This window comes from Dactylosporangium sp. CS-033363 (assembly GCF_050942475.1).
Taxonomy (GTDB): domain Bacteria; phylum Actinomycetota; class Actinomycetes; order Mycobacteriales; family Micromonosporaceae; genus Dactylosporangium.
The window spans coordinates 3957131-3981930 of the sequence record NZ_CP192032.1; the positions used below are offsets into that span (position 1 = coordinate 3957131).

Genomic DNA, 24800 nt, shown 5'->3' on the forward strand with positions numbered 1-24800 from the left:
TCACCCGGCCTTGATCGGGCGGTACTCGGGCTGCCACATCGCGTCCTGCACCTGCTGCACCGCGTCGACCACCTCGGTGCGGGCCAGGCTCTCGGCGGCGGCCCGCTCGGCCACGGCGACGGCGACGGTGGCCGAGACCATGCGCAGGTTCTCCACCTGCGGCAGCAGCGACGCGCCGCGCGTCGACGGGTCCACCAGCGCGGCGACGGCGTCCGCGGCCGCGGCGAACATGCCGTCGGAGATGTGCCGCGCGCGGGACACGATGGTGCCGAGGCCCAGCCCGGGGTACAGCAGCGCGTTGTTCGCCTGCCCGATGGCATAGGTGACGCCGTTGTACGTCACCGGCGCCACGGGGATGCCCGTCGCGATCAGCGCGCGGCCATCGGTCCAGTTCAGCAGCTGATCGGGCATGGCCTCGATGCGCTCGGTCGGGTTGGACAGCGGGAAGATGATCGGACGGTCCACATGGCGCGCCATCTCGCGCACGATGTCCTCGGTGAACGCCCGGTGCACGGTCGACGTGCCGATGAGCATCGTCGGCTTGACCTGGGCGATCGTGGCGCGCAGGTCCATCGTGCGCAGGTCGCGGCGCGCGTACGGCACCTGGTAGTCGCGCAGATCGCGCATGTCCGCGGTGAGCAGTCCCTGCCGGTCGATGCACCAGATCTGCGAGATCGCGGTGTCGCGGTCCGCGCCGTCGCGCACCATCGCGTCGCGCAGCTGGTCGGCGATGCCGATGCCGGCCGTGCCGCTGCCGAACACCACGATGCGCTGATCGCGCATGCGCGTCCCGGCGACCCGGACAGCGGAGAGCGCCGCGGCGAGCACGATCGCGCCGGTGCCCTGCATGTCGTCGTTGAACGTGCAGATCTGATCGCGGTACCGCTCCAGAATCCGCCGGCCGTTGCCCGGCCCGAAGTCCTCCCAGTGCAGCAGCGCCTTCGGGAACAGCTTGCTCGCCGCGCGCACGTAGGCGTCGATGAACTCGTCGTAGCGCTTCCCGCGCACCCGGCCGTGCCGGTTGCCGACGTACATCGGGTCGTTGAGCAGGGCCTCGTTGTCGGTACCGACGTCCAGGGACACCGGAATCACCCGCGCCGGGTCGATCCCGGCGGCCGCGGTGTAGACGGCGAGCTTGCCCACCGCGATGTCGATCCCGCCGACGCCCCAGTCGCCGATGCCCAGGATCTCCTCGGCGTCCGAGGCGACGATGAGGTCCACGTCGTTCGGGCCCAGTCCGAGGTCGGCGAGCGCGGTCTCGACCCGGTCCGGCTCGTCGATGGACAGGTACACACCCCGCGGGCGGCGGTACTCGTGGCTGTACCGCTTGATCGCCTCGCCCACCGTCGGGTCGTACACGACGGGGAGCATTTCGCGCAGGTGCTCACCCAGCAGGCGGTAGAACAGCACCTCGTCGTTGTCCTGCAGCATGCTCAGGAACACGTTCTTGGCCAGGTCGGTGGGCTGTTCGTGGTACTGCTCGTAGGCGCGCGCGGCCCGATCGTCCAGGCTCTGCACCACGGCCGGCAGCAGCCCCTCCAGCCCCAGCGCGCGCCGCTCCTCGGGCGTGAACGCCGTGCCCTTGTTGAGCAGCGGAATCTCCAGCAGGTCGGGCCCGCGGGCGGACGTCACGAGCGTCCCGTTCTCGGCCCTGATGTCTCGGATGGCAGCAGTGGTCACGCCACAAACGATCGGCGCACTTCGCGCGCCGACCATCGCCAGCGCGGTGTGAGATGCCCGAGGCTTGACTTCAAGCGCTTGAACTTTGGCACGCTGATCGTATGAACGCCATGACGATTCAGGACGTGGCGCGGCACAGCGGCCTGAGCGAGCCCACGCTGCGCTACTACGAGCAGGTCGGGCTGGTCGGCCCGATCGAGCGGGACGAGAGCAGCGGGCATCGCCGGTACAGCCAGGGCGACGTCGAGAATCTCGAGGTCCTCGCGTGCCTGCGCGCGGTCGGCGTCGGCATCGAGGACATGCGCACCTACCAGGCCAACCGGGCCCGCGGCCGGGACGCGGCGGGTGAGCAGCGCGACCTGCTGCTGCGCGCGGGCCGGCGGATCGAGGCCGAGATCGAGGCCCAGCAGGCGCGGCTTGCGTACCTGCGCGAGAAGGCGGCCGTGTGGGACGCGCGCGATCGCGGCGACACCGCCGCCGAGGAACAGGCATGGGTGCGCGTTCGCGACGCCCTGATCGGACTGGGGATGGTCAAATGAGCACGACACTGGTCACCGGCGGCACCGGATACGTCGGATCCTGGCTGATCGCCGGGCTGCTGCGGGCCGGGCAGCCGGTGCGCGCGACCGTGCGTTCGCTCAAGAGCGAGCAGGGCCTTCGGGACGCGTTGCGCACCGCCGGAGTCGACGACGGCGGCCTGGAGCTCGTCGAGGCCGACCTGTCCGCCGACGGCGGCTGGGCGGCGGCGGTCGAGGGGATTTCGCTGGTACACCACGTGGCCTCGCCGATGCCGATCGTCCAGCCCGACGACCCCGAGGAGCTCATCGGCCCGGCCCGCGACGGCACCCTGCGGGTCCTGCGCGCCGCCCGGGACGCCGGCGCGCGGCGGGTGGTGCTCACCTCGTCGTTCGCGGCGATCGGCTACTCACCGAAGGCGAGCGCGGAGTTCACCGAGGACGACTGGACCGATCCGGACACGCCCGGCCTCGCGCCGTACCCGCGCTCGAAGGCGGTCGCCGAGCGGGCCGCGTGGGACTTCATCGCCCGCGAGGGCGGCGGGACGGAGCTGGTGACGGTCAACCCGACGTTCATCCTCGGGCCGGGGCTGACCGCCGACGGGCGCTCCTCGCCGCAGCTGGTCCGGATGATGCTGGACGGGTCGATGCCGGTCGCGCCGCGTGCGCGTTTCGGGCTGGCCGACGTGCGCGATGTGGCCGACCTGCACATGCGCGCCATGGACGCGCCGCATGCGGCCGGGAAGCGGTACCTCTGCGTCGCCGACGGCCCGACGATGAGCTACCTCGAGGTGGCGCTGGTGCTGCGGGACAAGCTCGGCGCGGCGGCGGCCAAGGCCCCGACCGAGGAGGCGCCGGGGGAGGACCGGCCGCGGCCGGTCATCCACAACGACCGGGCGCGCGATGAGCTGGGCTTCCGGCCGCGGCCCGCCGAGACGACCATCGTCGATACCGCCGAAGCGCTGCTGCGCACATGAGCAGCAGGCCGGCCGCCGCGGTCAGGCCCCACGGCTGCGCGGTCGTCTCGGCCTGGAAGGCGACGGTCGCCCCGGCCGGTCCGAGCGGGCCGAAGGGGTCGATCTCGCCGTGCACCGTGTACGTGCCCGCGGCCGGCGCCTCGAACGTCACCGGGATGCGGTAGACGCGCACGTCGCCGGGCTTGAGCGGCAGGAACACGGGCGCGGTGACGAGGCCGGTCGGGTGCTCGCCGCGGCCGGCCGTGACGCTCACGGTCGAGCCGGTGACCATGACCGGGGCGTCGCTGCGCACGGTCACGACGAGCTCGCGGTGCACCGGGCCGCCGAAGAAGCCGGCCCACTCGAATCCACTGTGGACCTCCACGCCGGTGATGACGAGCGGGCGCGGGACGTCCGGCTGCGCACTCGCCGGTGCGGCGGCCGCGTCGAGGGGCACCGGGGTGTCGCGGCTGAGCGCGCCGGTGAGCGTTCGGACCCGAACGACACACGGGCAGCCGGTGGCCGGCGCGGCGGCGGGCAGGGTGGCGCTCGCGTTGCCCTCGGCGTCCACGCCGGTCTGCACACCGTGCGCGAATGCGCAGTCGCCGCCGGGGCGTTCGGTGCACAGCGCGATCGTGACGGTGCCGGGCGGCCAGCCCGCCAGGCCGACGGCGAACCCGTCCGGGCGGACCCGCACCGAAGCGGACGGTTCTGCCCAGGCCGGGGTGGCGCCGCCGATCGACAACAGCACGAGCCCGGCCACGATCGCGACCCGGTTCACGCTGTGTTCTCGGCACGCCGGCGGCGCCGCCGGCGCAGTCCGAGGACGATGAGCGCGACGAGCAGGATCGCCGCCAGGGCCGTCCACGGTACCGCCCACAAGGTCGCCGATCGCGTGACCGACGGCAGCGGGCCCTCCGCGGTCGCCGGGTCGACGGTGACGTTCGCGCTCAGCGGGCCGGCCGGGGCGATCCCGGCGATGTGCTCGGTGACCGTGATGCTCGCGCCCGGCAGCAGCTCGGGCACGGTGATGTCGGGCGTACGGCCGAGGGACGCGCCGAACAGGCCGGTCACGTGCAGCCGGGCCGCCCCGCCGAGGCGCAGGTTGCCGGTGTTGCGCAGCCGGTACGTCACGGTCATCGTGCTGCCCGCGAACGGGTACGGCGGGTTGTCGTAGGCGATGCTCACCGTCTCGACGGCGACGGCCGGGCGGGTCTGGCCGGCGACGCGCAGGTACACCCGGGCGGCCACCCGCCGGTCGACGTTCACCGTCGCGCCGTCGCCGGTGCTCTGCTGGGTCACGACCGAGGCGATGACGCCGGCCGCATGGTCGCCGGGGGTGGCGTTCGCGGGCACGGTCAGCCGGAACGGGATGTCCAGCTGCGCACCCGCCTCGACGGTGTACGCGCGCTGCCCGAGCGCGATCCAGGAGCCGGCGTCGGCGGGCTTGCGGCTGGCCGGTTGAAGGTCGAAGGCGCCATCGACGGTGGTGTAGGCGTCCGCACCGTACACCGTGAAGGTCTGCGCGATTGTGGCGCGGTTCGTGACGCGCACGGTGTCGTCGAGCTGCTGGCCGGGCTTGACGTCGTAGACGAAATAGCTGCGGTTGGCGGCCCCGGCGGGCTGCACCGACCAGCCCTGGTCGTCCGCGTGCGCGGTGCCCGGCAGGGCGAGCGCCGCGAGGACGGCCGCGACGGCGGCGGTTGCGCGTGTTCGCATGGGTGTGTGGCCTTCGTCTTGGGGTGCCGGCCCGGCACGACGCTGGGCCGGGCCGGCGGTCGGGGTCAGGACAGGGTGAGCGTCAGCGTCGCGGTGTAGCTGCCCGGCTTGGCCGTGGCCGGGATGTTCAGCGTGAGGCCCGCGCCGCACGTGAACACGCCGGCGCTCGCGCCCGAGTCGGACTTGCACAGCGTCCGGCCGGTGTTCAGGCCGGTCGCCGCCCCGCCCGCGGTGACCGTGCCCGCGCCGGGGGCGGCGGTCGCGGTCGGGGCCCAGGCGAGCTGGTCGGCGCCGATGGTGCCGGCGTCGCCCGTGAAGTCCTCGACCTGGCCGACGAGGTTCCAGCCCGCATTGGTACCGCGAAGGTCGCTCACCGTGTTCGGGTTGAGCGTGCCGGTCGCGGCGCCGCCGATGCTGGCGCCCGTCAGGTTCACCGTGCCGCCGGCGCTGGACAGCGTCAGCGGGCCGCCGGGGATGTCGACCGCGAGCTCCTGGCTGGCGCTGCCGCCGCCCGGGTTGCCCGGCTCGCCCGGATCGGTGGGCTCGTCGCCCGCGAGCACGAGCGCGCTGGACAGCGGGTCCAGGGCGCTGCCGGCCGCGTAGAAGCCGGCGAATGCCGACGCGCCCGTCTCCGTCATCGTCGTGGACAGGTTCGTCCACGACACGTTGCCGCCGTCGACGGCCGGCGTGCCGGCGCCGATGGTCGCCACGACGGCCTGCTCGACGTGCACCGGCTCGAAGCCGCCGCCCGTCACGGTCAGGTCGACGTCGGCCTTGAGCGCGCGGGTCGCCCCGCTGAGCTCCACCGTCGGGTTCTTCAGCGTGATGGTGAAGAAGTGGGCGGGGTACGAGAAGACCACCGTCCCGCCATAGTGGACGGTCGTGGCACCGCTGGCCGCGTCGTAGCTGCCGCTGGTGACGGGGAAGCGGAACGTGCCGTTGGGGTTGATGCTCGCGCCGTTGCTCGCACCGAGGGGCGGCGTGCCGTTGCCCGTCGAGACGTACGCGCGGAACGATGCCTTGAAACCCCAGTCGAGGTAGCCACTGTCCACATCGGCCGGAGCGGCGGCGGCCGGCGCCGCGGTCGCGAACACCGCGGCGGTGCCCAGCACCACGGCGGTGGCGGCGGTGGTCCAGCGTAATCTTGTCTTCGTCATCCGTTGCCTCTCAGGAGATGGGTGACAGGGCGTGCCGCCCGCCCGGCGCCGGCTGTCCAGGCCGCGAGGCGCCGCGGGTCGGGCGGCATACCCGTCCCTGACCTCGTGAGGTTAGCCTTACCTAAGCCGGGTCGGAACATCCCTCGGCCGGCGCGATGATGCGATCCATTTCACTGGTGCTATTCGTGGCCAAATTAGGTTAGCCTCACCTAACTATGCGCACTGCACTGCTTTGCTGTGCCGCGGTGGTCCTGGCCCTCGCCTGGCCGGGAACGGCCGCCGCCGACACCACCGCGAACGGCCCGGCCGGCCAGCGGCTCACGGTCTCCAAGACGTCCGGGCTGAGCCCGGCGGGCGAGACCGTGACCGTCTCCGGCGCGGGGTACGACGTCACCAAGGGCATCTACGTCGCGTTCTGCGTCGACAACGGCGCCGGGCAGATCCCCACGCCGTGCGGCGGCGGGATGGACATGACCGGCAGCTCGGGCGCGTCGCACTGGATCTCGTCGAACCCGCCCGCGTACGGGCAGGGCCTGGCCGAACCGTACGGCGCCGGCGGGACGTTCCGGGTCTCCCTGAAGGTCTCGGCCGCGCTGGCGGAGGGCGTCGACTGCCGCACGAAGCGGTGCGCGGTCGTGACGCGGGCCGACCATACGCGCACGAGCGATCGCACCCAGGACGTGCGCGTCGGCGTCTCCTTCGCCGGCAACGCGGCGCCGGCCGCGCCGACCACGGCCAAGGCCACGCCGGGCCGGACCACAGCACAACCCAGCGGAGCGGTGACCTCGGTTCCAGCGCCGGCTGTCCCACCGACGTTCGGGAGCGTGGCACCGGCGCGGCCGGAGGAGCTGACCCTGACCCGTACCAGCGCCAGCCAGTCGGCCAACCGCTGGTGGATGGGGCTCAGCGGCGCGCTCGTGCTCGTCGTCGCCGCCATGGCCGTGCGCCGTTTCAGGAAGGCTTCAGCATGAAACGCTTCGCTCTGGCGGCGGTGCTCCTCGCCGCGGCGCTCGCGGGATGCGACGGGCAGACGACGACCGTCGACGCGGCCCAGGGCGGCTCCGGGGTGTGCAAGCCGGTGACGGCAACCCTCGACAAGGCGGACATCACGCCCCTGCCCGGCAAACCGGCGCCCGCGCTGCCGGTGACTGTCGACTCCGCCGACGGGCAGAAGGTGACCGTGCGGGACGTCTCGAGAATACTTCCCGTCAACTTGTACGGTTCGATCGCCGAAATCGTCTTCAGCCTCGGCCTCGGCGACCGGGTCGTCGGGCGGGACACGTCGACCACGTTCCCGTCGGCGGCGCACCTGCCGCTGGTCACGCCGAGCGGCCACGACCTGTCGGCCGAGGGCATTCTGAAGCTCGACCCGTCGGTCATCATCACCGACAAGAGCATCGGACCGGCGGAGGTCATCGAACAGCTCCGCCGCTCGGGCATCCCGGTCGTGTTCGTCGACGACCAGCAGACCCTGCCCGGCGTCTCGGGCCACATCCGCGCGATCGCCGCCGCCCTGGGCGTGCAAGCGGCGGGCGAGCAACTGGTCGAGCGCGTCGAGGCGGACATCGCCGCGGCGCGGGTGGCCCCGCCGGGCGGCACACCCCTGCGCGTGGCATTCCTGTACGTGCGCGGCGCCGCGGGCGTGTACCTGATGGGCGGCAAGGGCGCCGGCTCGGACGCGATGATCGAGGCGATCGGCGCCCAGGACGCGGGCACGGCGATCGGCCTGTCGGGGTTCCGCCCGCTGACGAGCGAGGGCCTGATCAACGCCGCCCCGGACGTGCTCCTGGTGATGACCGAGGGCCTGAACTCGGTCGGCGGCGTGGACGGCCTGCTGCGCCTCCCGGGCGTGGCCCAGACCCCCGCGGGCGCGAGCCGCCGCGTGGTCGACATGGCCGACGGGGTGCTGCTGAGCTTCGGCCCCCGCGTCGGCGAGGCCGTGCGCGCCCTGGCCGACGCCGTCGCTGCGACGTGCACGTGACCAGGTCGTTGTTCGTCGGCGGGCTGGCAGTCGGGTTGGTCGTGTTGTGCATCGTCGCGGCCGGGACCGGGCAGGTGCACGTGCCGCCCGATGAGGTGCTCGGGTCGTTGCTGCACCGTCTCGGGATTCCGGTGGGGCCGCGGCCCAGCGCGGTGCACGGCGACAGCGCGCTCTGGTTCGTTCGTTTTCCGCGCGTCGCGCTCGCGGTGCTCGTCGGGATGGCGCTCGGCTGTGCGGGTGCGCTCATGCAGGGGCTGTCCGGCAATCCGCTCGCCGAGCCGGCGATCATCGGGGTGTCGTCCGGGGCGGCGGTCGGGGCGGGCGCCGCGATCGTGACCGGGCTGAGCGTGTTCGGGAACTGGACGATCGCCGCCTGCGCGTTTGCCGGCGGGTTGTGCACGGCGCTGCTCGTGTACGCGCTCGCGCAGTCCGGTGGACGGGCCGAAGTGGTCACCCTCGTGCTGACCGGGATCGCGGTCAACGCGGCCGCCGGGGCCGTCCTCGGGCTGCTCATGTTCGTCACCGACGACGACGGAGTGCGCGCGATCGCGTTCTGGAACCTGGGCAGTCTCGCGCAGGCGAGCTGGCCGGCGGTCGCCGTGGTCGCGCCGTGTGTGCTGGCCGGGCTGGTGTTCGCCGGGGCCGGCGCGAAGCGGCTCGATCTGCTCGCGCTCGGGGATCGGCCGGCCCGGCACCTCGGCGTCAATGTCGAGCGGTTCCGGCTGCTGCTGATCGCGGTCACCGCGCTGCTCACGGCCGGGGCGGTCGCGTTCACCGGGATCATCAGCTTCATCGGGCTGGTCGTGCCGCACCTGGTGCGCATGGTGACCGGGCCCGGGCACCGCGTCCTGCTGCCGGCCAGCGCGCTCGGCGGTGCGATCGTGCTCGTCGCGGGGGATCTGGCGGCGCGGACGATCGTGGAGTACCAGGAGCTGCCGCTCGGGGTGCTCACCGCGCTCGTCGGGGGACCGTGCTTCTTCTGGCTGCTGCGCCGCACCCGCTCCCGTGCCGGAGGATGGCAATGAACAAAGCTACGAGCGCGCGGGGAGGCCCAGCGCTGCGCACGCCTCGCGGTACATGCGGACCACCTCGGGGCGGACCTCGGCGCGTTCGGTCAGGGGCCGGCTGAACGGCACGCGCACCGGGATCTGCTGGCCGTTCACCGTCGCGGTGAAGTCGATGCCCGAGCCGTCCATGCCGGTCATCGTGGCGCCGATGGCGTCGGGCCGGCCGCCGAGGGCGCGGACGATCAACAGGCTGTCGTCCTCGTGGTCCTCGTTCATGTGGCGGCTGACCGCGGCGATGACGTCTTCGGTGAACGGCTGGGTCATCATCGTTCCACTTCTCTATCGGACCGGCAGGACGATCTTGGCGCCCGTGCGGGGGTGGGACAGGACTTCGATCTCGTGGCGGTACACGTCGCTCAGCAGTTCCGGTGTGAACACCTCGGCCGGCGGCCCCGACGCCACCGCGCGGCCGGCATCCAGGATCATGACACGGTCGGCGTGGGCGGCGGCCAGGCCCAGGTCGTGCAGCACCACCAGGATGGCATCGCCCGCCGTGGCGCGCTCGCGGGCGATGCGCAGGACCAGCTCCTGGTGATGCAGATCCAGGGCGGCCGTCGGCTCGTCCAGCAGGATCACCGAGGTGCGCTGCGCGAGCACGCGCGCCAACGCCACCCGTGCGCGCTCACCGCCGGAGAGCGACAGAAACGAGCGCGCGGCAAGGTGTGAAACGCCAGTGGACTCCATCGATGCCGCGACGATGGCGTCGTCCGAGTCGACATCCGAGCCCGACCAAGGGGCGCGCCCCATCCGTACGACGTCGATCACCGGGAACGGGAACGACAGCAGATGGTGCTGGGGGAGGACGGCCCGGCGCATCGCCAGTTCGAGTGCGCTCCAATCACCGAGCGGCCGGCCGTCGATGGTCACCGTGCCGGCGTCCGGGGTCACGTCACCGGCCAGCACCGACAGCAGCGTCGACTTCCCGGCGCCGTTCGGGCCGACCAGCGCGAGCACCTCGCCCGCCCGCACCTCCACGTCGACATCGGACAGCACCGGGCGACCGCCGAGCCGCACCGTGACGCCCGTGGTGGAAGCCGCGACGCCGGAAGGAACGGCAGGCATCCGCGGGCGGCGGACCAGGATCACGCCGCCTGCCCGGCGCTGAACTCCCGCCCGAGGTCCTCGAGCACCGCGATGTTCAGCTCGTACGCGATCAGGACCTCGTCCACGATCCGCCGCCGCTCGTCCGCGGACCACGGGGCGGCATCCAAAGCCTCGCGGTAGTGGGTCTTGAACTGGGCGGGGCTGCCGATGCCGTCGAACACGTAGAAGCTCGTCGCCGTCGTGCCGTAGCCCTTGCGCACGGCCGACGCGATGTACTGCCCGCCGGAAAGGTCGCCCAGGTACCGCGTGTAGTGGTGGGCCACGAACCCGCCCGGCCAGTCGAAGCACACCTCGCGCAGCCGGTCCGCGTACCGCAGGGTCGCCGCGCTCGCCGGCGCCTGGTCGCGCCAGCCGGGGCCGAGCAGCGCCACCAGGTCCGCCTCCAGCGCGGGCAGCCTGGTCAGTCCATCGTGGACGAACGCTCCGGCGACCGGGTCCGTGCGCATGACGGCCGCCGCCTCCTCCAGTACCGCGTAGATGTGGTGGTGCTGGGCGACCATGCCCGCGTAGCCGGCGAGCGGCAGCTTCCCGCCCACCAGGTCGCCGAGGAACGTCGCGCGCTCGGCGTCGCGGTGGCGCCCTTCGGTGCTGCGACGCACGGCCGCCGAGAACATCTCATCCACGAAGTTAGGCTAACCTAAGAAGTGCCGGTCGTGAAGATCCGCGGAGGGTGTTGACAGCGCCACTAGCATCGGCCGCGTGCTTCTCGGCATCGACTTCGGTACCACGCACACCGTCGCCGTCCTGGTCGATCCGGACGGCGCGACCGTCCCGCTGCTCTTCGACGCGTCGCCGCTGCTGCTGTCCGGGGTGCACCTCGCGCCCGACGGGCAGCTGCTGACCGGGCACGACGCGGCGCGCGGCGCGCTGTCCGATCCCGGACGCAGCGAGCCCAACCCGAAGCTGCGCGTCGACGACGGCACCGTGCTGCTCGGCGACACGGAGCTGCCCGTCCACGCCCTGATCGCGGCCCCGCTGCGCCGGGTGTACCAGGAGGCGGTCCGCCACGCCGGCCGGTCGATCGACGGCACGGTGCTGACCCACCCGGCGTCCTGGGGCGCCCAGCGGCGCGACGTGCTGCTGCGCGCGGCCGAGGCGGCGGGACTGCCCGGGGTGACGCTGGTGCCGGAGCCGGTCGCGGCGGCCGCGTACCACGCCCGCGCCTCGGGGCGTCCGCTGCCGGCCGGGGCGGTCATCGCGGTGTACGACCTCGGCGGTGGCACCTTCGACGTGTCCGTAGTCCGCCGTACCGCGGAAGGCTGGGCCATCCTCGCCACCGCCGGCCTCGACGACGTCGGCGGGATCGACCTCGACGCCGCCCTGGCCGACCACATCGGGCGCACCGCCGGGGCCGTCGACGCGCGGAAGTGGCGACGGCTGGTCGAGCCGGTCGACGCGGCCGGGCGGCGGGTGCTCAAGGGCTTCCGCGACGACGTGCGCGGGGCCAAGGAGCAGCTGTCGCGGACCGCGTCGACGACGGTGCGCGTACCGCTGCTGGAGGTCGAGGCGTATCTGTCCCGCGAGGAGTTCGAGGCCGTCGCGGCCCGGCCGCTGATCCGGACGGTGGACCTGGTCGACGCGGTGCTGCGCCAGGCGGGCGTCGACCCGCGCGGGCTCACCGGGCTGTACCTCGTCGGCGGCTCCAGCCGGATCCCGCTGGTCGCGACCCTGCTGCACCAGCGGTTCGGGCTGGCCCCGACCCTGGTCGACGAGCCGCAGACGGTGGTCGCCGCGGGCAGCGTGGCGGCGGCCGGCACCCCGGTGCAGGCCCCGCAGGGCGCCACCTTCACGGCGCCGCCCATGCCACCTCCGCCGCTTCAGCCACCTCAGGCGCCGGTCGCCAAACCGGTCAACCGGCGGAGCCGGGGTCCGCTCGTGGCCGCCGCCATCGTGATCGCCGCGCTCGTGATCGGCCTGGGGATCTGGCGCGCGGGCTGGCCGCCCGGGGACGACGGCGGGGGCGGAGGCCTCGGCACCAATCAGGGAAGCCACGAAACCACGACCGGAACCGCGGCCAATGCCGGCACCACAAAAGGACAGACGTTCGCGGTCAACAAGGACGCCTGGTACGCGGGGTTCAAGGTGCACGCCGGCGACGCCGTCTTCGACCCGGCCAAGGACGACCAGGAGCTGGTCCTCAAGGCCACGCTCACCAACCTGACCACGCAGGACCAGAGCCCCACCGGCGCCGTCCAGTTCTCGGTGCGGTTCGGCACCCAGCCGTACTCCGGCAGCTACCAGGGCAGCGTCCCGACGATCCCGGCCGGCTCGTACGCCGACGTCACGATCGCCTTCCGCATCCGGGACAGCGTCGCCGACCCGGCCAAGGGCGTCCTCGTGCTCGGCGAGAACTCCCAGCGCCTCGCGATGATCCCGCTCACCGGCACCGACGGCCTCGTCACGCTGGAACCGAAGCCGGTGCTCACCGCCACCCAGGCGGAGATGCACCAGCTCCGGTTCACCAACGTCACCTGCGCCGCCGGCGGGGCCGTCCCGGAGCGGTTCCGGCAGGTCAAGGCGGGGGAGCAGTCGATCCACTGCACGTACGACGTCCGCTACGACGGCACGGAGATCGGCATCGACGCGTCCATGGAGGCGTTCCGGCTGGTCCGGCCGGACGGCTCGGAGGTCGCCCCGACCGACTACAAGAACGAGAGCCTCAGCGGCGGCGACGAGGAGCGCGGCCTGTACGTCACGTTCGTCATCCCCGCCGACGCCCCCGGCGAGTACAAGCTGCGCATGCGCTACCGCGGCCTGTTCACCAAGGTCACCGACCAGCGCGACGTGCCGATCGCGTTGACCTAGCCGGCCGCGGTTGACGCAGCCGACGCCCGTTCTGAATACTTGGCTGGAGACAACGATCAAGAAGAGAGCGAGGCCAGGATGCCCGAGCAGACCGTCGAAGCAGCCGAGACCACCGCCGAGGACGTCGTCTTCGCGACCCTGCCCGAGACCGGCTTCGAGACGATGACCGAGGGCGGCGTCGAGTTCGTGCTCTGCGCCTCCGCGCTGACCGCCCAGATGTGATTGTTCACTGACCTTCCGGGCCTGGCGCTCGCCGATCGGGCGGCGCTGTTCACGGCCCTGCGTGACCTCGACGCCCGCTGCACCGCCGACGTGGTCCCCGTGACCCTCGGCGGGCGGCCGGGCCGGTTCGTGCGGGAGCCCGAGGCCGCCCGCGCCGTCCTGACCTCGCCCGAAGCCCGCAAGGGCCGCCCCGCCGCGTCCCTGCGCGACCTCGGCGGCTATATCGGGCTGACCGGCTCCGACTTCGCTGCGGCCCGCGCCGACGTCATCGCCGCCCTCAGGGCGAGCAGCGCCGACGGGCCGACCGACCTGGTCGCCCATCTGGCCGGCACCGCTCCCGACCTCACGGCCGCCTTCGGTGCGCTGCGGCGCATCGCGGACGCCGGCGCCGAGCCGGACACCGTCGAGCACCGCGCCGCCGCGGTCGCCCAGCTGGCCCCCAGGCTGTCGGAGCGGTCGGCGTTCGTCCGGGTGCTGACCGAGCGGGGCTGGGACCGGCCGCGGATCGCGGCCGAGATCGTCACCCTGGCGTTCGCGGGCCGGGCGAGCCTGGGCGCGGCGACCAGGTCCGGCCGTTGCCTGGGGATCACCGGCGGGGCCGCCACCGACGCGGCCGTCACCGAGCTGTTCCGTATCGCCGCGCCCGGCTGGCTGGTCGTGCGCGAGTACATCGAGGACGGCACCCTCGTCGTGCTGAGCCCGTGGCTGCTGCACCGCGACCCGCGCGGCTGGCGGGATCCCGGACGGTTCGACCCGGACCGGACCGGGACCCGGCGCAGCCCGTGGTACCTGCCGTTCAGCGCCGGGCCGCGCCGCTGCCCGGCCGAGACCTGGTCCCGTGCCTACCTGCGGGCCACCCTGGGGCAGCTGCCGCCGTCCGAGCCCGCCGCCACGACCCGCACCGTGCTCGCCGAGGGACGGTCGGCCTGCCTGGAAGCCGAGGAGAGCGCATGACGAACTGGCCGGTGACCCTGGAACTCGTCACGGGGTCCGTGCCGGTGGACCCGATCGGTCCGACCATCGCGCACACCCTCGGCGGGCTGCGCATGCCGCAGACGATGTTCCAGGCCTACGCCGTCAACGGGGGCGAGCTGACGCCGATTCCGGCCTGGACCGCGTACGACGCGCTGCGCGACAGCACCGACGGCGTGGTGATCCGGGCGCTGCGCAACACGCTGTTCGACACCATCCTGCCGCTCTTCCAGCAAGCGGAGCTGCAGCACGGCACCGGGTTCGAGGCGATCGTGCCGGGCGACGGGGGAGCGGCCACCGCCCGCCGTACCGTCGTCACCCACGTCGAGGCCCAGAAGCTCATCGTCGACCAGGTCGGCGCGTTCGTCCGCGAGCACGGGACGGCCGGGCGCGGCTGCGTGTTCGGGGTGTCCGGCGGCGGCGACAGCAACGCGCTGGCGTTCGGGCTCCGGCAGGCGGTACCGGCGGACAAGCTCTTCGCTTTCACCCTCACGTTCCGTGACGTCATGACCAGGGCGGCCGCCGACCGGGCCACGGTGCTGTGCCAGGACCTCGGCATCGAGCACGCCGTCTACGAGCCGGGCGAGCTGGCCCGGCTGCTGGACATGCGCACGTCGGTGGACGCGCTCTACGAGGACTTCGCGAACGCGTTCGGGCACGAGGCGGTGCACTTCTTCGGTACCTTCCTGATCCTCAAGACGGCGCGCGTCCTGGGGCAGCGGCGCGGCTTCGGCGACCTGGCCTTCGGGTACAACCGCGAGGACCTGCTGGCCGAGCTGCTGTTCATGGTGATGAACGGGCAGACCCCGCTCGCGTACCCGCTGCGCCCCCTCGGCGAGCAGCGGATCGTCATGCCGGTGTGGCGCGCCCCCAAGCTGCTGCTCGACGCCTGCCATCCGGTGTTCAGCCTGGAGAACTACCGCGAGCGCGACGCGCACACCACCCGGCAGCGCAGCCTGGCGTTCTACCTCGCGCACTCGCTGGACTCGGCGTACCCGTCGTTCGGGCTGAGCGTGCTGGAGGGGATGCGCACGCTGTTCGACGGGCGCTTCGCCGAGCTGGAGTACGACGCCGACCTCGACGTGTACGTCACCGCCCTGGCCACTCCCGAGCGGCGCGGGGCCGTGCGCGAGATGCTGCAAAGGCACTTCGCGTGATCCGGCTGCCGGCGTCCTGGTTCGAGGGCCCGCTGCCCGAGCTTCCGACCGTGGCCGACTGCGCGGCCGCGCTGCGGGACGACGGTCCCCGGCTGCGCGAGATCACCTCCCGTGCACCCGCCCGGGAACTTGAAGAGGGGCTGTTCGCGGCGCTCGACGGGGAGGCCGGGCACGCGGTCGTCGGCTACCCCTCGCACGTTCCGGCGACCGTCGCCGCCACGCTGCTCGCGGCCTGGCTCGGCATGCCGGCCGAGGGGGTGCACGAGGACGTCGGCGGCACCGTCAGCCACGTCGTCTCCGGCGTGGGGCACCGGCACGACCAGGCCTGGCACACCGACAGCACGCCGTGGCTGCTGCCCAACCGGTACTCCGTGCTCGGCCTGCTCTCCGCCCCCGGCCCGCACCCCGAGCCGACGGGGGTGCTGCCGATCCGCCGCCTGCACACGGCGCTGCTCGACGACCCGGAGGCCCTGGCCGCCCTGCGCGGCGAGGCGCTGCCGTGGCGGGTCAACTTCCCGCACCTGCCGCAGCTGTGGGGCTCGATCCTCGACCCGGCCGTGCCGCGCTGGGTCCGCCCGGCCGTGGACCCGCTGCGGGAGCGGATGTCGCCGGCGCTGGCCCGCGGCGTGCTCCAGCTCGAAGCCGCGCTCGCCGGTGCGGTGCCGTGGTGCGAGCCGGCGACCGCCCCCGGCCGGCTCGTCATGTTCGACAACCACCGGGTCATGCACCGCGGCCCGCTGCTGGAGCAGGACAGCGGCCGGGAGCTGATCCGGATCAAGATCGGCGGAAGGGCCGTCGGCTGATGGCGATCCTCGGGGTCTACGAGGGCCACAATGCCGGAGCTGCCCTGATTTCCTCCGACGGTACCGTCGAAGCCGCCGTCGAGGAGGAGCGGTTCTCGCGCATCAAGAACCACGACGCGCGCCCGCCGGACGCCCCCGGCCCGGTCAACAGCGTCGCCTGGTGCCTCGCCGCCGCCACCGAGGAGGTGACGGCGATCGCGATCGGCCTGGAGGAGCCCGAGGCCCTGCACCGGCGCGCCGTCAACACGTTCCTCGACCTGGTGGCCGCGGGTGAGCGGCAACGGCTCGACCGGCGCCACCAACTCGGGCTGGACGCCCACGACCTGCTCCAGATGCCGCTGGTCACCCAGCGCGCGCGGGTGGCCAAGGCGCTGCGGACCGTGGAAGAGGCGGGCCTCGACCCGGCCGGGATCCCCACCATGTTCGTGCCGCACCACACCTGCCACGCCGCCGCCTTCCTGCTCGCCCCGGTCGACGCGGCGCTGGTCGTCACGCTCGACGGCAAGGGCGACGACCTCAGCGGCAGTGTCCACGATGGACACGGGCACCGCCTCGACCTCGTCGCCGAGGTGCCGACCGAGGCCTCGCTCGGCCACCTGTACTCCGCCGCGACCGTCGCCTGTGGACTCCGCCCGCAGCGCGACGAGGGCAAGCTGACGGCGATGGCCGCGTCCGGCACTCCTGATGCTCGGCTGCTACAACGGCTGTCGGCCGTAATGCGCTTCGACCCGGCCGCCGGGGTGCCGCGCGGCACGTTGGGCGCGGGGATCGTGCAGGGGCCGTACCCGGATCGCCTTCCGGGCTTCCACAACGAGCGGATGGCCAAACTGATCGCCGGCCTCGATCCGTGCGATGTGGCCGCGACCGTGCAGGAGATCCTCGAACAGGTCGTCGTCGCGTTCGTCGAGCACCACCTGCGCCGGTCGGGCGCCTCGGCGCTCGTGGTCTCCGGCGGGGTCTTCGCCAACGTGACGCTGAACCGGCGGCTGGCGGGGCTGCCTGCGGTACAAGAGCTGCATGTCCATCCTGGAATGACGGACTGCGGGATCGCCCTCGGGGCCGCGGCGGCCGTCCATGCCCGGATCGCGGGGGCCCGTCCGCGGCCGCTGAGCCGGGTCGACCTGGGGCCGTCGTTCGCCGACGACGCCGCGGCGGCCGCGTTCCGGGACCAGGGCTACGAGGTCGTCCCGGCCGCGGAGGGACCCGAGCGGGCGCTGGCCGCCGCGCTCGCCGGCGGGCAGGTGGTGGCCCGGTTCGCCGGCGGCTGCGAGTACGGCCCGCGCGCCCTCGGCCACCGCAGCGTCCTCGCCGCCGCCGGGGACCCGTCGGTGGCCGCCGCGCTGAACGACCGCCTGCGCCGCTCGCACGTCATGCCGTTCGCGCCGGTGGTGTCCGCGGCCGACGCGCCCGGGCTGTTCGACGGGCTCGAACCGGTCGCCGGGCCGACCCGGTTCATGACGACGTCGGTGCGCTGCCGGCCGGAGGCGCTCGCCGCGCTGCCCGCGGCCGTGCACCTGGACGGGACGGCGCGCCCGCAGCTGGTGCACCCGGGCGAGAACCCGCGGCTGGCGCTGCTGCTGGAGGAGTACCGGCGGCGCACCGGCCGGCCCGGGCTCGTCAACACCTCGTTCAACCTGCACGACGAGCCCATCGTGTGTACTCCTGCCGACGCCGCCCGCAGCGCCCGCGCCGCCGGCATCGCGGTCGTGCAGGTCGGCGACCTGGTGTGTGCCTACGGCGCGGAGAGCCGTTCCCGGAGCCGGTAGATGTGGTCCTCCCGGTCGCGGCGCCCGCGCGGGCCGGGGCCCTCGCTCGGCACGAACGCGCCCGCGTCCGAGCGAGTCCATTCGCGGGACGCGAACCGCTCCAGGATCCGCCACTCGCCGTCGCGGCGCTCCAGCACGTCGACGAAGCGGAAGCCGCTGGTGAAGTTCAGCCGGGCGTCGTCGGTCGGGGTGCCCCAGTGCACGGCCATGCCGTAGGTCTCCGACAGCGCCCGGTCGCCGACGACCTCCACGAGGTGGTTGGCCACCAGGTGCTGGGTGCCGTCGAAGCCGCGGACCTTCGGCTCCACCCACGTGATGTAGTCCTCGATCGGGCCGTCGAAGCCGGTGTGGTGGTCGACCCCGTCGGGGTGGTAGCAGGACCGGACCAGGTCCATGTCGAGCCGGTCGATGCCCCGGCAGTACCGGCAGACCAGGTCGCGGATCGCGTCCTCGTTCCTCATGAGACCTCCTCGTGGCGGGCCTGGTGCGATCCGGGCCGCGCACATAAGCTAACAAGCACTTGCTTGGTTTAGGGAGTGCGATGGCGCGGTTGGGCTTCAATCTCATGGCCGTGGAAGAGCTCTACGGCGGCCGGTTCGGCGGGCTGCTCGAGGCGGCCGCGCTGGCCGACCGGATGGGCGTCGACCTGCTCGCGCTCCCCGACCACGTGACGATGAGCGAGCGCACGCACCGCGAGCGGATTGCGGCCGGTTTCCCGTATCCGCTGGACACCAACTGGTTCGAGCCGCTCATCGCGCTCGCCGCCGTCGCCGGGGTCACCGAACGGGCCCGGCTCGGCACCAACGTGCTCATCGCGCCGATCCGGCCCGCCGTGCTGCTGGCCAAGCAACTGGCGACCCTCGACGTCATCTGCGGCGGCCGGCTCGACGTGGGGCTGGGGGTGGGGTGGCAGGAGGAGGAGTACCGGGTGAGCGAGCGGGCCTTCGAGGGCCGCTTCGGCATCCTCGAGGAGCAGGTCGCCGTGTGCCGGGCGCTGTGGGGCGGCGGGCCGGCCGCGCACACCGGGCGCCGGGTCGACTTCACCGATCTGCACAGCGTCCCGGTTCCCGTGCAAGGCGCCGATCTGCGGCTGTCGTTCGGCTTCAACCCGACGCCGCGGGCCGTCGAGCGGATCGTGCGGCACGGGCTGGGCTGGTGGGGCCAGCCGATGCCGCTCGACGGCGTGCGGGAGGCGATCGCCGCCATCCGCGCCGAGTGCGAGCGCGTCGGCCGTGACCCCGGCTCCATCACCGTGACGGTGGCCACGACCCTGGTCGCGCACGGGCAGACGGCCGAGGAGGCCGGGGCGATGCCGGTGCTGGAGGAGGCGCAGGCGCTGTGGGAGGCGGGCGCCGACTGCGTCATCGTCCACCCCCTGGCCTTCGTGCAGTCCGCCGAGGAGCTGCCGGACTTCCTGCAACCCCTGCTCGACGCGCGCGACGCTCACACGGCCTCGCAGACCACCTTGAGCTGACCCGCGCGCGGGGCGGCCGCGAGGTCGTACGCCTCCTGGACGCGGGACATCGGCAGCTGATGGGTGACGTAGGCGTCCAGGATCGCCGGGTGCTCGCGCAGATAGTCCTGGGCCGCTCGCAGTACCCGGGGGCGGTCCTTCGTCGTCCCGGCCCGCAGCGTCAGGTCCTTGCGGAAGAACGCGTGCATGGGCACCGGGTACACCAGGTCGTCGGGGACGCCGAAGTAGTACACCAGGCCGCCGAGCGCCGCCGCCTCGATCGCGCACGCCAGGGTGCCGACCTGGTGCCCGATCGACTCGACCACGACCTCGGGCCGGTCGGCCGGGCCGAGCGACTCGACCCACCGGTCGCAGGACGCGTGCACGAACTCGTCGACGCCGAACGCCGGCGCCACGGCGGAGCGGTCCACCCGGTCGACGCCGACGACGAACGCGCCGCGGGCCTTGAGCACGTGGCTGAACAGCACGCCGATCGGGCCCTGGCCGAGCACGGCGACCCGCTTCCCGGCCATGTCGCCCATCCGCTCGACGGCGTAGATGATGCACGCGAGCGGTTGCGTGACGATGGCCTGGGTTGGGGGAAGGCGGCCGTCATCCGGTACCAGGGAATCGCCCTCGGTTATGACGAGTTCCGCGATCGCGTCCTGGCCGAGCGCCCAGCCCACCGCGCGGGAGCCGGGCGCGAAGCCGGGGTGGCGGGAGGCGAGCACCTCGCCGACCACCTCGTGCATCGGGCACCCGACGCCGGGCGGCGCCCCGTCGGGATGGTTGCCGAGGCCGCCCTGGCGCTGGACGGCCCCCTTGAACAGCGGCATGTCGCTGCCGCAGATGGCGCCGGCGACCACCCGCAGCAGCACCTCACCGGGGGCGAGGGCTTCCGCGAGCGGCGCCGGCGCGCGCACGTGGGCGAAGGTCGAGGGAGCCACGAGCCGGGCCGCCCACATGTCCTGCATGACGGAAACTCCTTACGGGCGCATCGATGCGACGTACTGGCGGATGACCTCGATGCCGTCGAACAGCTCGGTGACCGTCCACTCGCGCGGCGCGTCCGGGGCATCCCGCAGCATGGCCCGCAGCGCCTCCTCACTGTCCACATTGGCCACGAGCATCCGCCCGCCGCCGGCCATCGAGTACAGGCAGTCGAACGTCCCGTCCGCCAGCCGCTCCGAGATCCAGCCGACGGCCTCGTCGGCGATGCGCAGGCCCAGTTGGGGGTCGACCGGGCCGTGGTGGCCGATGGCCAGGAACTTGCCCATCTACGCGGCCACTGCGGTCTGCCGCGGCTTGTCGTCGAAGAGCTGGGCGTCGGACAGGGGCTTGTCGAAGCTGACGATCCCGCCGATCTGCGCCCAGGCGGTCTCGATCGGGGCGATGTTGCCGACCGGGAACTTGAAGTCCGGGTCGAAGACGAGGCTGGACGGGCCGGCCAGCGTCTCCTCCTTGGTCTCCATCGCCTTGACGAGGGCCGCCTTCACCTCCGGGTTGGCCCGGTAGTCGCCCTGCAGGTACGTGCGGGTGGTGCGCACCAGCGCGCGCAGGACGGCCGCGGCCACGTCGGGCTTCTCGGTGCGGATCTTGCCCATCCAGTAGCTGGTGATGGACGCGGTGAACGGGATGATGAGCTTGTGGCCGTTCTTCTCGGCCGTGGACCAGACCGGGTCGCTGAGGTTGCCCGCGTCGACGGAGCCGGACTCGAGCCCGGCCAGCAGGTCGGCCCCGCCGAGCGGGACGATGGTGACGTCCTTGACGGTGAGGTTGCAGGTCTTGAGGTACGCGGCCAGTTCCACGACCGCGGGGGAGCCCAGGCCGGTGGCGGAACCGGTCGAGACCTTCTTGCCCTTCAGGTCGCAGGCGCTGAACGAGCCGTCGGCCTTCAGCAGGGTCTTGCGCACGTAGTAGCCCTGGTGGTTGGCCGGGCTCCAGCCGACGCCGCCGCCGATGCCCTTGATGTCGGCGCCGCCCGCGATCGCGTTGAACAGGCCGGCCGAGGGGGCGGCCGGGGCGAAGTCGATGTCGCCCTTCTGCATCAGCACGACCAGGTTGTTGGTCTGGACGAGCTGGATCTTGATGTTGATGTTCTCCTTCTTGAACTCGCCGAAGTACTCGGCGAGCAGGAGCGGCGCGTACGCCTCGATGTTGCGGAACGGCAGCGAGGCGTTGACGGTGACCTCGCTCGGCAGCGGCTTGGGCGCGGGGGTGTTCGGCCCGGTCGGGCCGGCGCTCAGGGCCGTCGTGGGCTGGTTCGCGGTCGGAGCGGCGGCCGGGGTGTCCGCACCGTCGCCGCACGCGGCGAGGAGCAGGGCGGCGGCGACGACCAAAGCTAATCGGCGCATAGCAGGAAACCCTTTCAACGAAGCGACACGAGTTCAGAGCAGGTTGCGGTCGCCGCCCTCGATCTCGACACGGGCCCAGGGCAGCACGAGCAGGGAGATCCACTTGACGATGTTCGACAGGAGCAGGCCCATGAGCGCGACGGCGACGATCCCGACGTACATGCGCGGGGCCTGGAAGAGCGTCCAGGAGTACCAGATGAGATAGCCGATGCCCTGGTTCGCCTGGGTGAACTCGACGCCGACCATCATGAGCACGGCGACGCTGACCGACATCCGCAGCCCGATGAACATCTGCGGCAGCGCGGCCGGGAACATCACGTGCCGGAAGGTCTGCCACGGCCCGGCGTCGAAGCTCTGCGCCACCTCGCGGTGCCCGGGGCTGACGGCCAGGAACGCGGTCATCGTGCTGACCCACATGAAGAAGAAGACGGTCATCCCGATGGCCACGTTCAGCGCGGTGTCGGTCAGGCCGAAGATGAGGAGCAACAACGGAAAGACGGCCAGCTTCGGTACCGTGTACAGCGCCGACAACAGCGGCTCGAACGTGGCCCGGGCCCACCGGGACGCCCCGAGCGCGACGCCGGCCGCCACGCCCGTCACGACCCCCATGCCGCCGCCGATGAGCACCCGGGTCAGGCTGACCCACAGGTGCTTGAACAGCTCGCCGCTCTCGACGAGCTCGAGCGCGGCCTTCCAGACCGTGGTCGGGGCCGGGAAGAACAGCGGGTTCACCGCGCCGCTCGTGGCGGCCACCTGCCACACCACGAACAGCGCGATCGGCGCGCTGAAGCCCAGCGCGATCTCGGCGATGCGGCGCCGCCGGCGGCGGACGGACGCCCGCTCCGGCGTGGCCGAGGGCTCGCGGCGCACCCGCCGGCCCTGGGCGCGCTCCTCCGGCGGCACGGTTTCGGTCACCTGGGTCACGACTACTCCTTCTCCTCCGCCAGCGAGGCCTGGACCTCGTCGCGCAGCACGTCCCAGACGTTCTGGTGCAGGGCCGCGAACTCCGGCGTGCCGCGCAGGTCGCTCGGGCGCGGCCGGCCGAACGGCACCGTGATGTCGCTGACCACCCGCCCGGGCCGGGCCGAGACGACGACCACGCGGTCGCCGAGCACCAGCGCCTCCTCCAGGCTGTGGGTCACGAAGATGACGGTGCGCCGGTCCTCCTCCCAGACCTTGAGCAGCACCTCCTGCAGCACCACCCGCATCTGGGCGTCCACGGCCGCGAACGGCTCATCCATGAGCAAAATCTGCGGTTGTACCGCCAGTGCCCGCGCGATCGACACCCGTTGCCGCATGCCGCCGGACAAAGTGGCCGGGTACGCCTTTTCGAAGCCGTTCAGCCCGAGCCGGCGGATCCACTCCATCGCCTGCGCGTTGGCCTCCTTGCGCGGCATCTTCGCCATGTCGAGGCCGAACCGCACGTTCGCCAGCACCGTCTTCCACGGCAGCACGCCGTAGTCCTGGAAGACCATCGACGTGGCCGCCTTGCCCTCGTCGATCCAGAGGTCGAGCGTGCCGGCGGTGGGCGGCAGCAGCCCGTTCACGACGCGCAGGAACGTCGACTTGCCGCAGCCGGACGGGCCGACCAGGCAGACGAACTCGCCGTCGGCGACGGTCAGGTCGAGCGGGCCGAGGGCGTGCACCTTGCGCTTCCCGGCGATGAACTGCCGCTCCACGCCGCTTGCTTGCAGCTTGGTTTGGGTCTTCGGTGGCGCCGCTGTGTCCATGGTGCTCCTTCGGGGTGTCCAGCTTTTTGTGTTCAGCCGAACCACTGGCCGGCGTTGACGTCGAGGGTCTGGCCCGTCACCCCGGCGGAGAGGGGCGAGCCGAGGAACGCGACCACCTGGGCCACCTCGCGGGCGGTCACGAACCGGCCCAGGCAGGTGCCGGCCTCGGCCTCGCGCCGGGCCTGCGGGCCGCCGAAGAACGCCTCGAGGTTGTCGGACTCGATGTAGCCGGGCACGACGGCGTTGACCCGGATGCCGTCCGGGCCGAGCTCGCGGGCCAGGACCGGCACCAGGGTGAGCAGCGCGGCCTTCATCGCCGCGTAGATGCCGGAGCCGGGGTGTGGCATCCGGGCCGAGATGGAGCTGATCAGCACCACCGACGCGCCGTCCTTCAGGAAGGGCCGCAGCTCGTACAGCAGGTTCGTCGCCGACACCAGATTGCCGTCGACCGCGGCGTGCCAGTCGGCGGCCGTGCGCTCGCCCAGTGAGCCGAGCGGCGGGCGGGTGAAGGCGTTGTGTACCAGCACGTCGACGGTCGGGAAGCGCTCGCCGATGCTCCGCGCGGCGGCGGCGCACTGGTCCCGGTCGGTCAGGTCGGTGGGCAGGCACAGCGCCTCCGGTTCGAGGGCGGCCAGCTCGTCCAGCGAGGCGGTCCGGCGGGCCAGCAGCGCCAGGCCGGCCCCGGCCGCGGCGAACGTGAGGGCGAGCTCGCGGCCCAGTCCCGGGCCGACGCCGGCCACGACGGCGCACCGTCCACTCAGGTCCATGCGGCCACCACCTCGTCCACGGTGGACAGCCAGGCCAGGTGGCGCAGGCTGTAGCGCACCACGTCCGCCGCGTACTCGGGCGGGCTGCCGGCGACCGCGTCGGTGGGGACGACGACGCTGTACCCGAGCCCGATCGCCTCGACGCAGGCGCCCGGGATGCCCATGTTCAGCGACACCCCGACGAGCACGATGGTGCTTGTGCCGAGGCCGCGCAGGGTGGCGTCGAGCTCGGTGCCGGTGAACGGGGTGACGCCGTGGTGCCGCTCGACGATGACGTCGCCAGGCCCCTCCGCGATGGGCTCGGCGGAGGCGGAGCCGATGAGCAGGTTGTCCGGCATGGCTTCGGCCCGCTTGAGGATCGGGGCGTTGGCGCCGGCGGGGCGGCCGCCGGGGCGGTGGGCGACGGTGGCGTGGACGACCGCGACACCGGCCTGGCGGGCGCCTTTGAGGAGCCGCTCGACGGCGTCGAAGCCACCGGTCGCGCGCAGCTGCTCGCCGAGGTCGGGCACGAGGCTCTCCGGGCCGACGATGCCGCGCTGCAGCTCCATCGTGACGACGGCCGTATTTACGGGACGGACGAGCTCCCGGTCGA

General features: G+C 72.9%; 27 protein-coding genes. 12 read left to right on the forward strand and 15 right to left on the reverse strand.

What is annotated here, in order from left to right:
• The gene (locus ACQPZ4_RS18365; protein WP_433062338.1) at nucleotides 1-1680 is read right to left on the reverse strand and encodes an NAD-dependent malic enzyme; all 1680 of its coding nucleotides are present in this window, start codon (nucleotides 1678-1680) and stop codon (nucleotides 1-3) included.
• Nucleotides 1681-1790: 110 nt separating this feature from the next.
• On the opposite strand from ACQPZ4_RS18365, the gene ACQPZ4_RS18370 reads away from it, so the two are divergent.
• Nucleotides 1791-2219 (forward strand): MerR family transcriptional regulator, encoded by a 429-nt coding sequence (locus tag ACQPZ4_RS18370; protein WP_433062341.1) that lies wholly within the window; start codon nucleotides 1791-1793, stop codon nucleotides 2217-2219.
• Complete coding sequence (locus ACQPZ4_RS18375; RefSeq protein ID WP_433062344.1) at nucleotides 2216-3172, forward strand: NAD-dependent epimerase/dehydratase family protein; 957 nt, start codon at nucleotides 2216-2218, stop codon at nucleotides 3170-3172. Before ACQPZ4_RS18370 ends, ACQPZ4_RS18375 begins: the two co-directional genes overlap by 4 nt.
• Here ACQPZ4_RS18375 and ACQPZ4_RS18380 read toward each other — a convergent pair.
• The 3 genes from ACQPZ4_RS18380 to ACQPZ4_RS18390 all read right to left on the reverse strand — a co-directional run bounded on the left by ACQPZ4_RS18380 (nucleotide 3075) and on the right by ACQPZ4_RS18390 (nucleotide 6027).
• On the reverse strand, nucleotides 3075-3932 hold the full coding sequence (locus ACQPZ4_RS18380; RefSeq protein WP_433062347.1) for a hypothetical protein: 858 nt from the start codon (nucleotides 3930-3932) through the stop codon (nucleotides 3075-3077). The genes ACQPZ4_RS18375 and ACQPZ4_RS18380 overlap by 98 nt on opposite strands.
• A complete protein-coding gene (locus ACQPZ4_RS18385) occupies nucleotides 3929-4870 on the reverse strand; it encodes a WxL protein peptidoglycan domain-containing protein (protein WP_433062350.1) in 942 nt (313 codons plus the stop codon). The genes ACQPZ4_RS18380 and ACQPZ4_RS18385 overlap by 4 nt, the downstream gene beginning before the upstream one ends.
• 65 nt (nucleotides 4871-4935) lie before the next feature.
• Entirely contained in the window at nucleotides 4936-6027 is a 1092-nt protein-coding gene (locus ACQPZ4_RS18390; protein ID WP_433062352.1) for an HtaA domain-containing protein, read from the reverse strand.
• A gap of 215 nt (nucleotides 6028-6242) precedes the next feature.
• Here ACQPZ4_RS18390 and ACQPZ4_RS18395 point away from each other — a divergent pair, with 215 nt between their 5' ends.
• From ACQPZ4_RS18395 to ACQPZ4_RS18405, 3 genes are read left to right on the forward strand one after another with little or no spacing between them, the layout of a single operon-like run.
• Nucleotides 6243-6998 (forward strand): hypothetical protein, encoded by a 756-nt coding sequence (locus ACQPZ4_RS18395; RefSeq protein WP_433062354.1) that lies wholly within the window; start codon nucleotides 6243-6245, stop codon nucleotides 6996-6998.
• Nucleotides 6995-8008, forward strand: a complete 1014-nt coding sequence (locus tag ACQPZ4_RS18400) for a heme/hemin ABC transporter substrate-binding protein (protein WP_433062357.1) — start codon at nucleotides 6995-6997, stop codon at nucleotides 8006-8008. The genes ACQPZ4_RS18395 and ACQPZ4_RS18400 overlap by 4 nt, the downstream gene beginning before the upstream one ends.
• Nucleotides 8005-9033: a FecCD family ABC transporter permease gene (locus tag ACQPZ4_RS18405; RefSeq protein WP_433062360.1), complete on the forward strand. Its 1029-nt coding sequence runs from the start codon at nucleotides 8005-8007 to the stop codon at nucleotides 9031-9033. The genes ACQPZ4_RS18400 and ACQPZ4_RS18405 overlap by 4 nt, the downstream gene beginning before the upstream one ends.
• A gap of 6 nt (nucleotides 9034-9039) precedes the next feature.
• Here ACQPZ4_RS18405 and ACQPZ4_RS18410 read toward each other — a convergent pair whose 3' ends face one another.
• The 3 genes from ACQPZ4_RS18410 to ACQPZ4_RS18420 are packed head-to-tail and all read right to left on the reverse strand — an operon-like array spanning nucleotide 9040 to nucleotide 10793.
• Nucleotides 9040-9342: a DUF2470 domain-containing protein gene (locus tag ACQPZ4_RS18410; RefSeq protein WP_433062363.1), complete on the reverse strand. Its 303-nt coding sequence runs from the start codon at nucleotides 9340-9342 to the stop codon at nucleotides 9040-9042.
• 12 nt (nucleotides 9343-9354) lie between these two features.
• Complete coding sequence (locus ACQPZ4_RS18415) at nucleotides 9355-10161, reverse strand: heme ABC transporter ATP-binding protein (protein WP_433062366.1); 807 nt, start codon at nucleotides 10159-10161, stop codon at nucleotides 9355-9357.
• Complete coding sequence (locus tag ACQPZ4_RS18420) at nucleotides 10158-10793, reverse strand: heme oxygenase (biliverdin-producing) (protein ID WP_433066570.1); 636 nt, start codon at nucleotides 10791-10793, stop codon at nucleotides 10158-10160. Before ACQPZ4_RS18420 ends, ACQPZ4_RS18415 begins: the two co-directional genes overlap by 4 nt.
• An 85-nt stretch (nucleotides 10794-10878) precedes the next feature.
• Between ACQPZ4_RS18420 and ACQPZ4_RS18425 the strand changes: the two genes are divergently transcribed.
• From ACQPZ4_RS18425 to ACQPZ4_RS18450, 6 genes are all read left to right on the forward strand, one after another.
• Nucleotides 10879-12984, forward strand: a complete 2106-nt coding sequence (locus ACQPZ4_RS18425) for an Hsp70 family protein (protein ID WP_433062368.1) — start codon at nucleotides 10879-10881, stop codon at nucleotides 12982-12984.
• A 78-nt stretch (nucleotides 12985-13062) separates the two neighbouring features.
• Nucleotides 13063-13206: a hypothetical protein gene (locus ACQPZ4_RS18430; protein ID WP_433062370.1), complete on the forward strand. Its 144-nt coding sequence runs from the start codon at nucleotides 13063-13065 to the stop codon at nucleotides 13204-13206.
• Nucleotides 13207-14160 carry a cytochrome P450 gene (locus ACQPZ4_RS18435; RefSeq protein ID WP_433062372.1) on the forward strand — a complete coding sequence of 318 codons (954 nt, stop codon included), beginning with the start codon at nucleotides 13207-13209 and terminating at the stop codon, nucleotides 14158-14160.
• Complete coding sequence (locus ACQPZ4_RS18440; RefSeq protein ID WP_433062374.1) at nucleotides 14157-15335, forward strand: hypothetical protein; 1179 nt, start codon at nucleotides 14157-14159, stop codon at nucleotides 15333-15335. Before ACQPZ4_RS18435 ends, ACQPZ4_RS18440 begins: the two co-directional genes overlap by 4 nt.
• Nucleotides 15332-16138, forward strand: coding sequence for a hypothetical protein (locus ACQPZ4_RS18445; RefSeq protein WP_433062376.1), 807 nt, complete (start codon nucleotides 15332-15334; stop codon nucleotides 16136-16138). Before ACQPZ4_RS18440 ends, ACQPZ4_RS18445 begins: the two co-directional genes overlap by 4 nt.
• Nucleotides 16138-17904, forward strand: a complete 1767-nt coding sequence (locus tag ACQPZ4_RS18450) for a carbamoyltransferase C-terminal domain-containing protein (RefSeq protein WP_433062378.1) — start codon at nucleotides 16138-16140, stop codon at nucleotides 17902-17904. The genes ACQPZ4_RS18445 and ACQPZ4_RS18450 overlap by 1 nt, the downstream gene beginning before the upstream one ends.
• Here the strand turns inward: ACQPZ4_RS18450 and ACQPZ4_RS18455 are convergent.
• Nucleotides 17871-18365 carry a nuclear transport factor 2 family protein gene (locus tag ACQPZ4_RS18455; RefSeq protein ID WP_433062380.1) on the reverse strand — a complete coding sequence of 165 codons (495 nt, stop codon included), beginning with the start codon at nucleotides 18363-18365 and terminating at the stop codon, nucleotides 17871-17873. The genes ACQPZ4_RS18450 and ACQPZ4_RS18455 overlap by 34 nt on opposite strands.
• An 80-nt stretch (nucleotides 18366-18445) precedes the next feature.
• On the opposite strand from ACQPZ4_RS18455, the gene ACQPZ4_RS18460 reads away from it, so the two are divergent.
• The gene (locus ACQPZ4_RS18460) at nucleotides 18446-19378 is read left to right on the forward strand and encodes a TIGR03619 family F420-dependent LLM class oxidoreductase (protein ID WP_433062382.1); all 933 of its coding nucleotides are present in this window, start codon (nucleotides 18446-18448) and stop codon (nucleotides 19376-19378) included.
• Here ACQPZ4_RS18460 and ACQPZ4_RS18465 read toward each other — a convergent pair.
• The 7 genes from ACQPZ4_RS18465 to ACQPZ4_RS18495 all read right to left on the reverse strand — a co-directional run bounded on the left by ACQPZ4_RS18465 (nucleotide 19348) and on the right by ACQPZ4_RS18495 (nucleotide 24756).
• Nucleotides 19348-20331 carry a zinc-binding dehydrogenase gene (locus ACQPZ4_RS18465; protein WP_433062385.1) on the reverse strand — a complete coding sequence of 328 codons (984 nt, stop codon included), beginning with the start codon at nucleotides 20329-20331 and terminating at the stop codon, nucleotides 19348-19350. The two genes, ACQPZ4_RS18460 and ACQPZ4_RS18465, sit on opposite strands and share 31 nt — an antisense overlap.
• Before the next feature lie 12 nt (nucleotides 20332-20343).
• Nucleotides 20344-20634 (reverse strand): hypothetical protein, encoded by a 291-nt coding sequence (locus ACQPZ4_RS18470; protein WP_433062388.1) that lies wholly within the window; start codon nucleotides 20632-20634, stop codon nucleotides 20344-20346.
• On the reverse strand, nucleotides 20635-21711 hold the full coding sequence (locus tag ACQPZ4_RS18475; protein ID WP_433062391.1) for an ABC transporter substrate-binding protein: 1077 nt from the start codon (nucleotides 21709-21711) through the stop codon (nucleotides 20635-20637).
• A 33-nt stretch (nucleotides 21712-21744) separates the two neighbouring features.
• Nucleotides 21745-22635, reverse strand: a complete 891-nt coding sequence (locus ACQPZ4_RS18480; RefSeq protein WP_433062394.1) for an ABC transporter permease — start codon at nucleotides 22633-22635, stop codon at nucleotides 21745-21747.
• A 2-nt stretch (nucleotides 22636-22637) separates the two neighbouring features.
• Complete coding sequence (locus ACQPZ4_RS18485; protein WP_433062397.1) at nucleotides 22638-23390, reverse strand: ABC transporter ATP-binding protein; 753 nt, start codon at nucleotides 23388-23390, stop codon at nucleotides 22638-22640.
• Between the two features lie 83 nt (nucleotides 23391-23473).
• A complete protein-coding gene (locus tag ACQPZ4_RS18490) occupies nucleotides 23474-24208 on the reverse strand; it encodes an SDR family oxidoreductase (protein ID WP_433062400.1) in 735 nt (244 codons plus the stop codon).
• Nucleotides 24199-24756 carry a cysteine hydrolase family protein gene (locus ACQPZ4_RS18495; protein WP_433062403.1) on the reverse strand — a complete coding sequence of 186 codons (558 nt, stop codon included), beginning with the start codon at nucleotides 24754-24756 and terminating at the stop codon, nucleotides 24199-24201. Before ACQPZ4_RS18495 ends, ACQPZ4_RS18490 begins: the two co-directional genes overlap by 10 nt.
• Nucleotides 24757-24800: the final 44 nt, after the last annotated feature.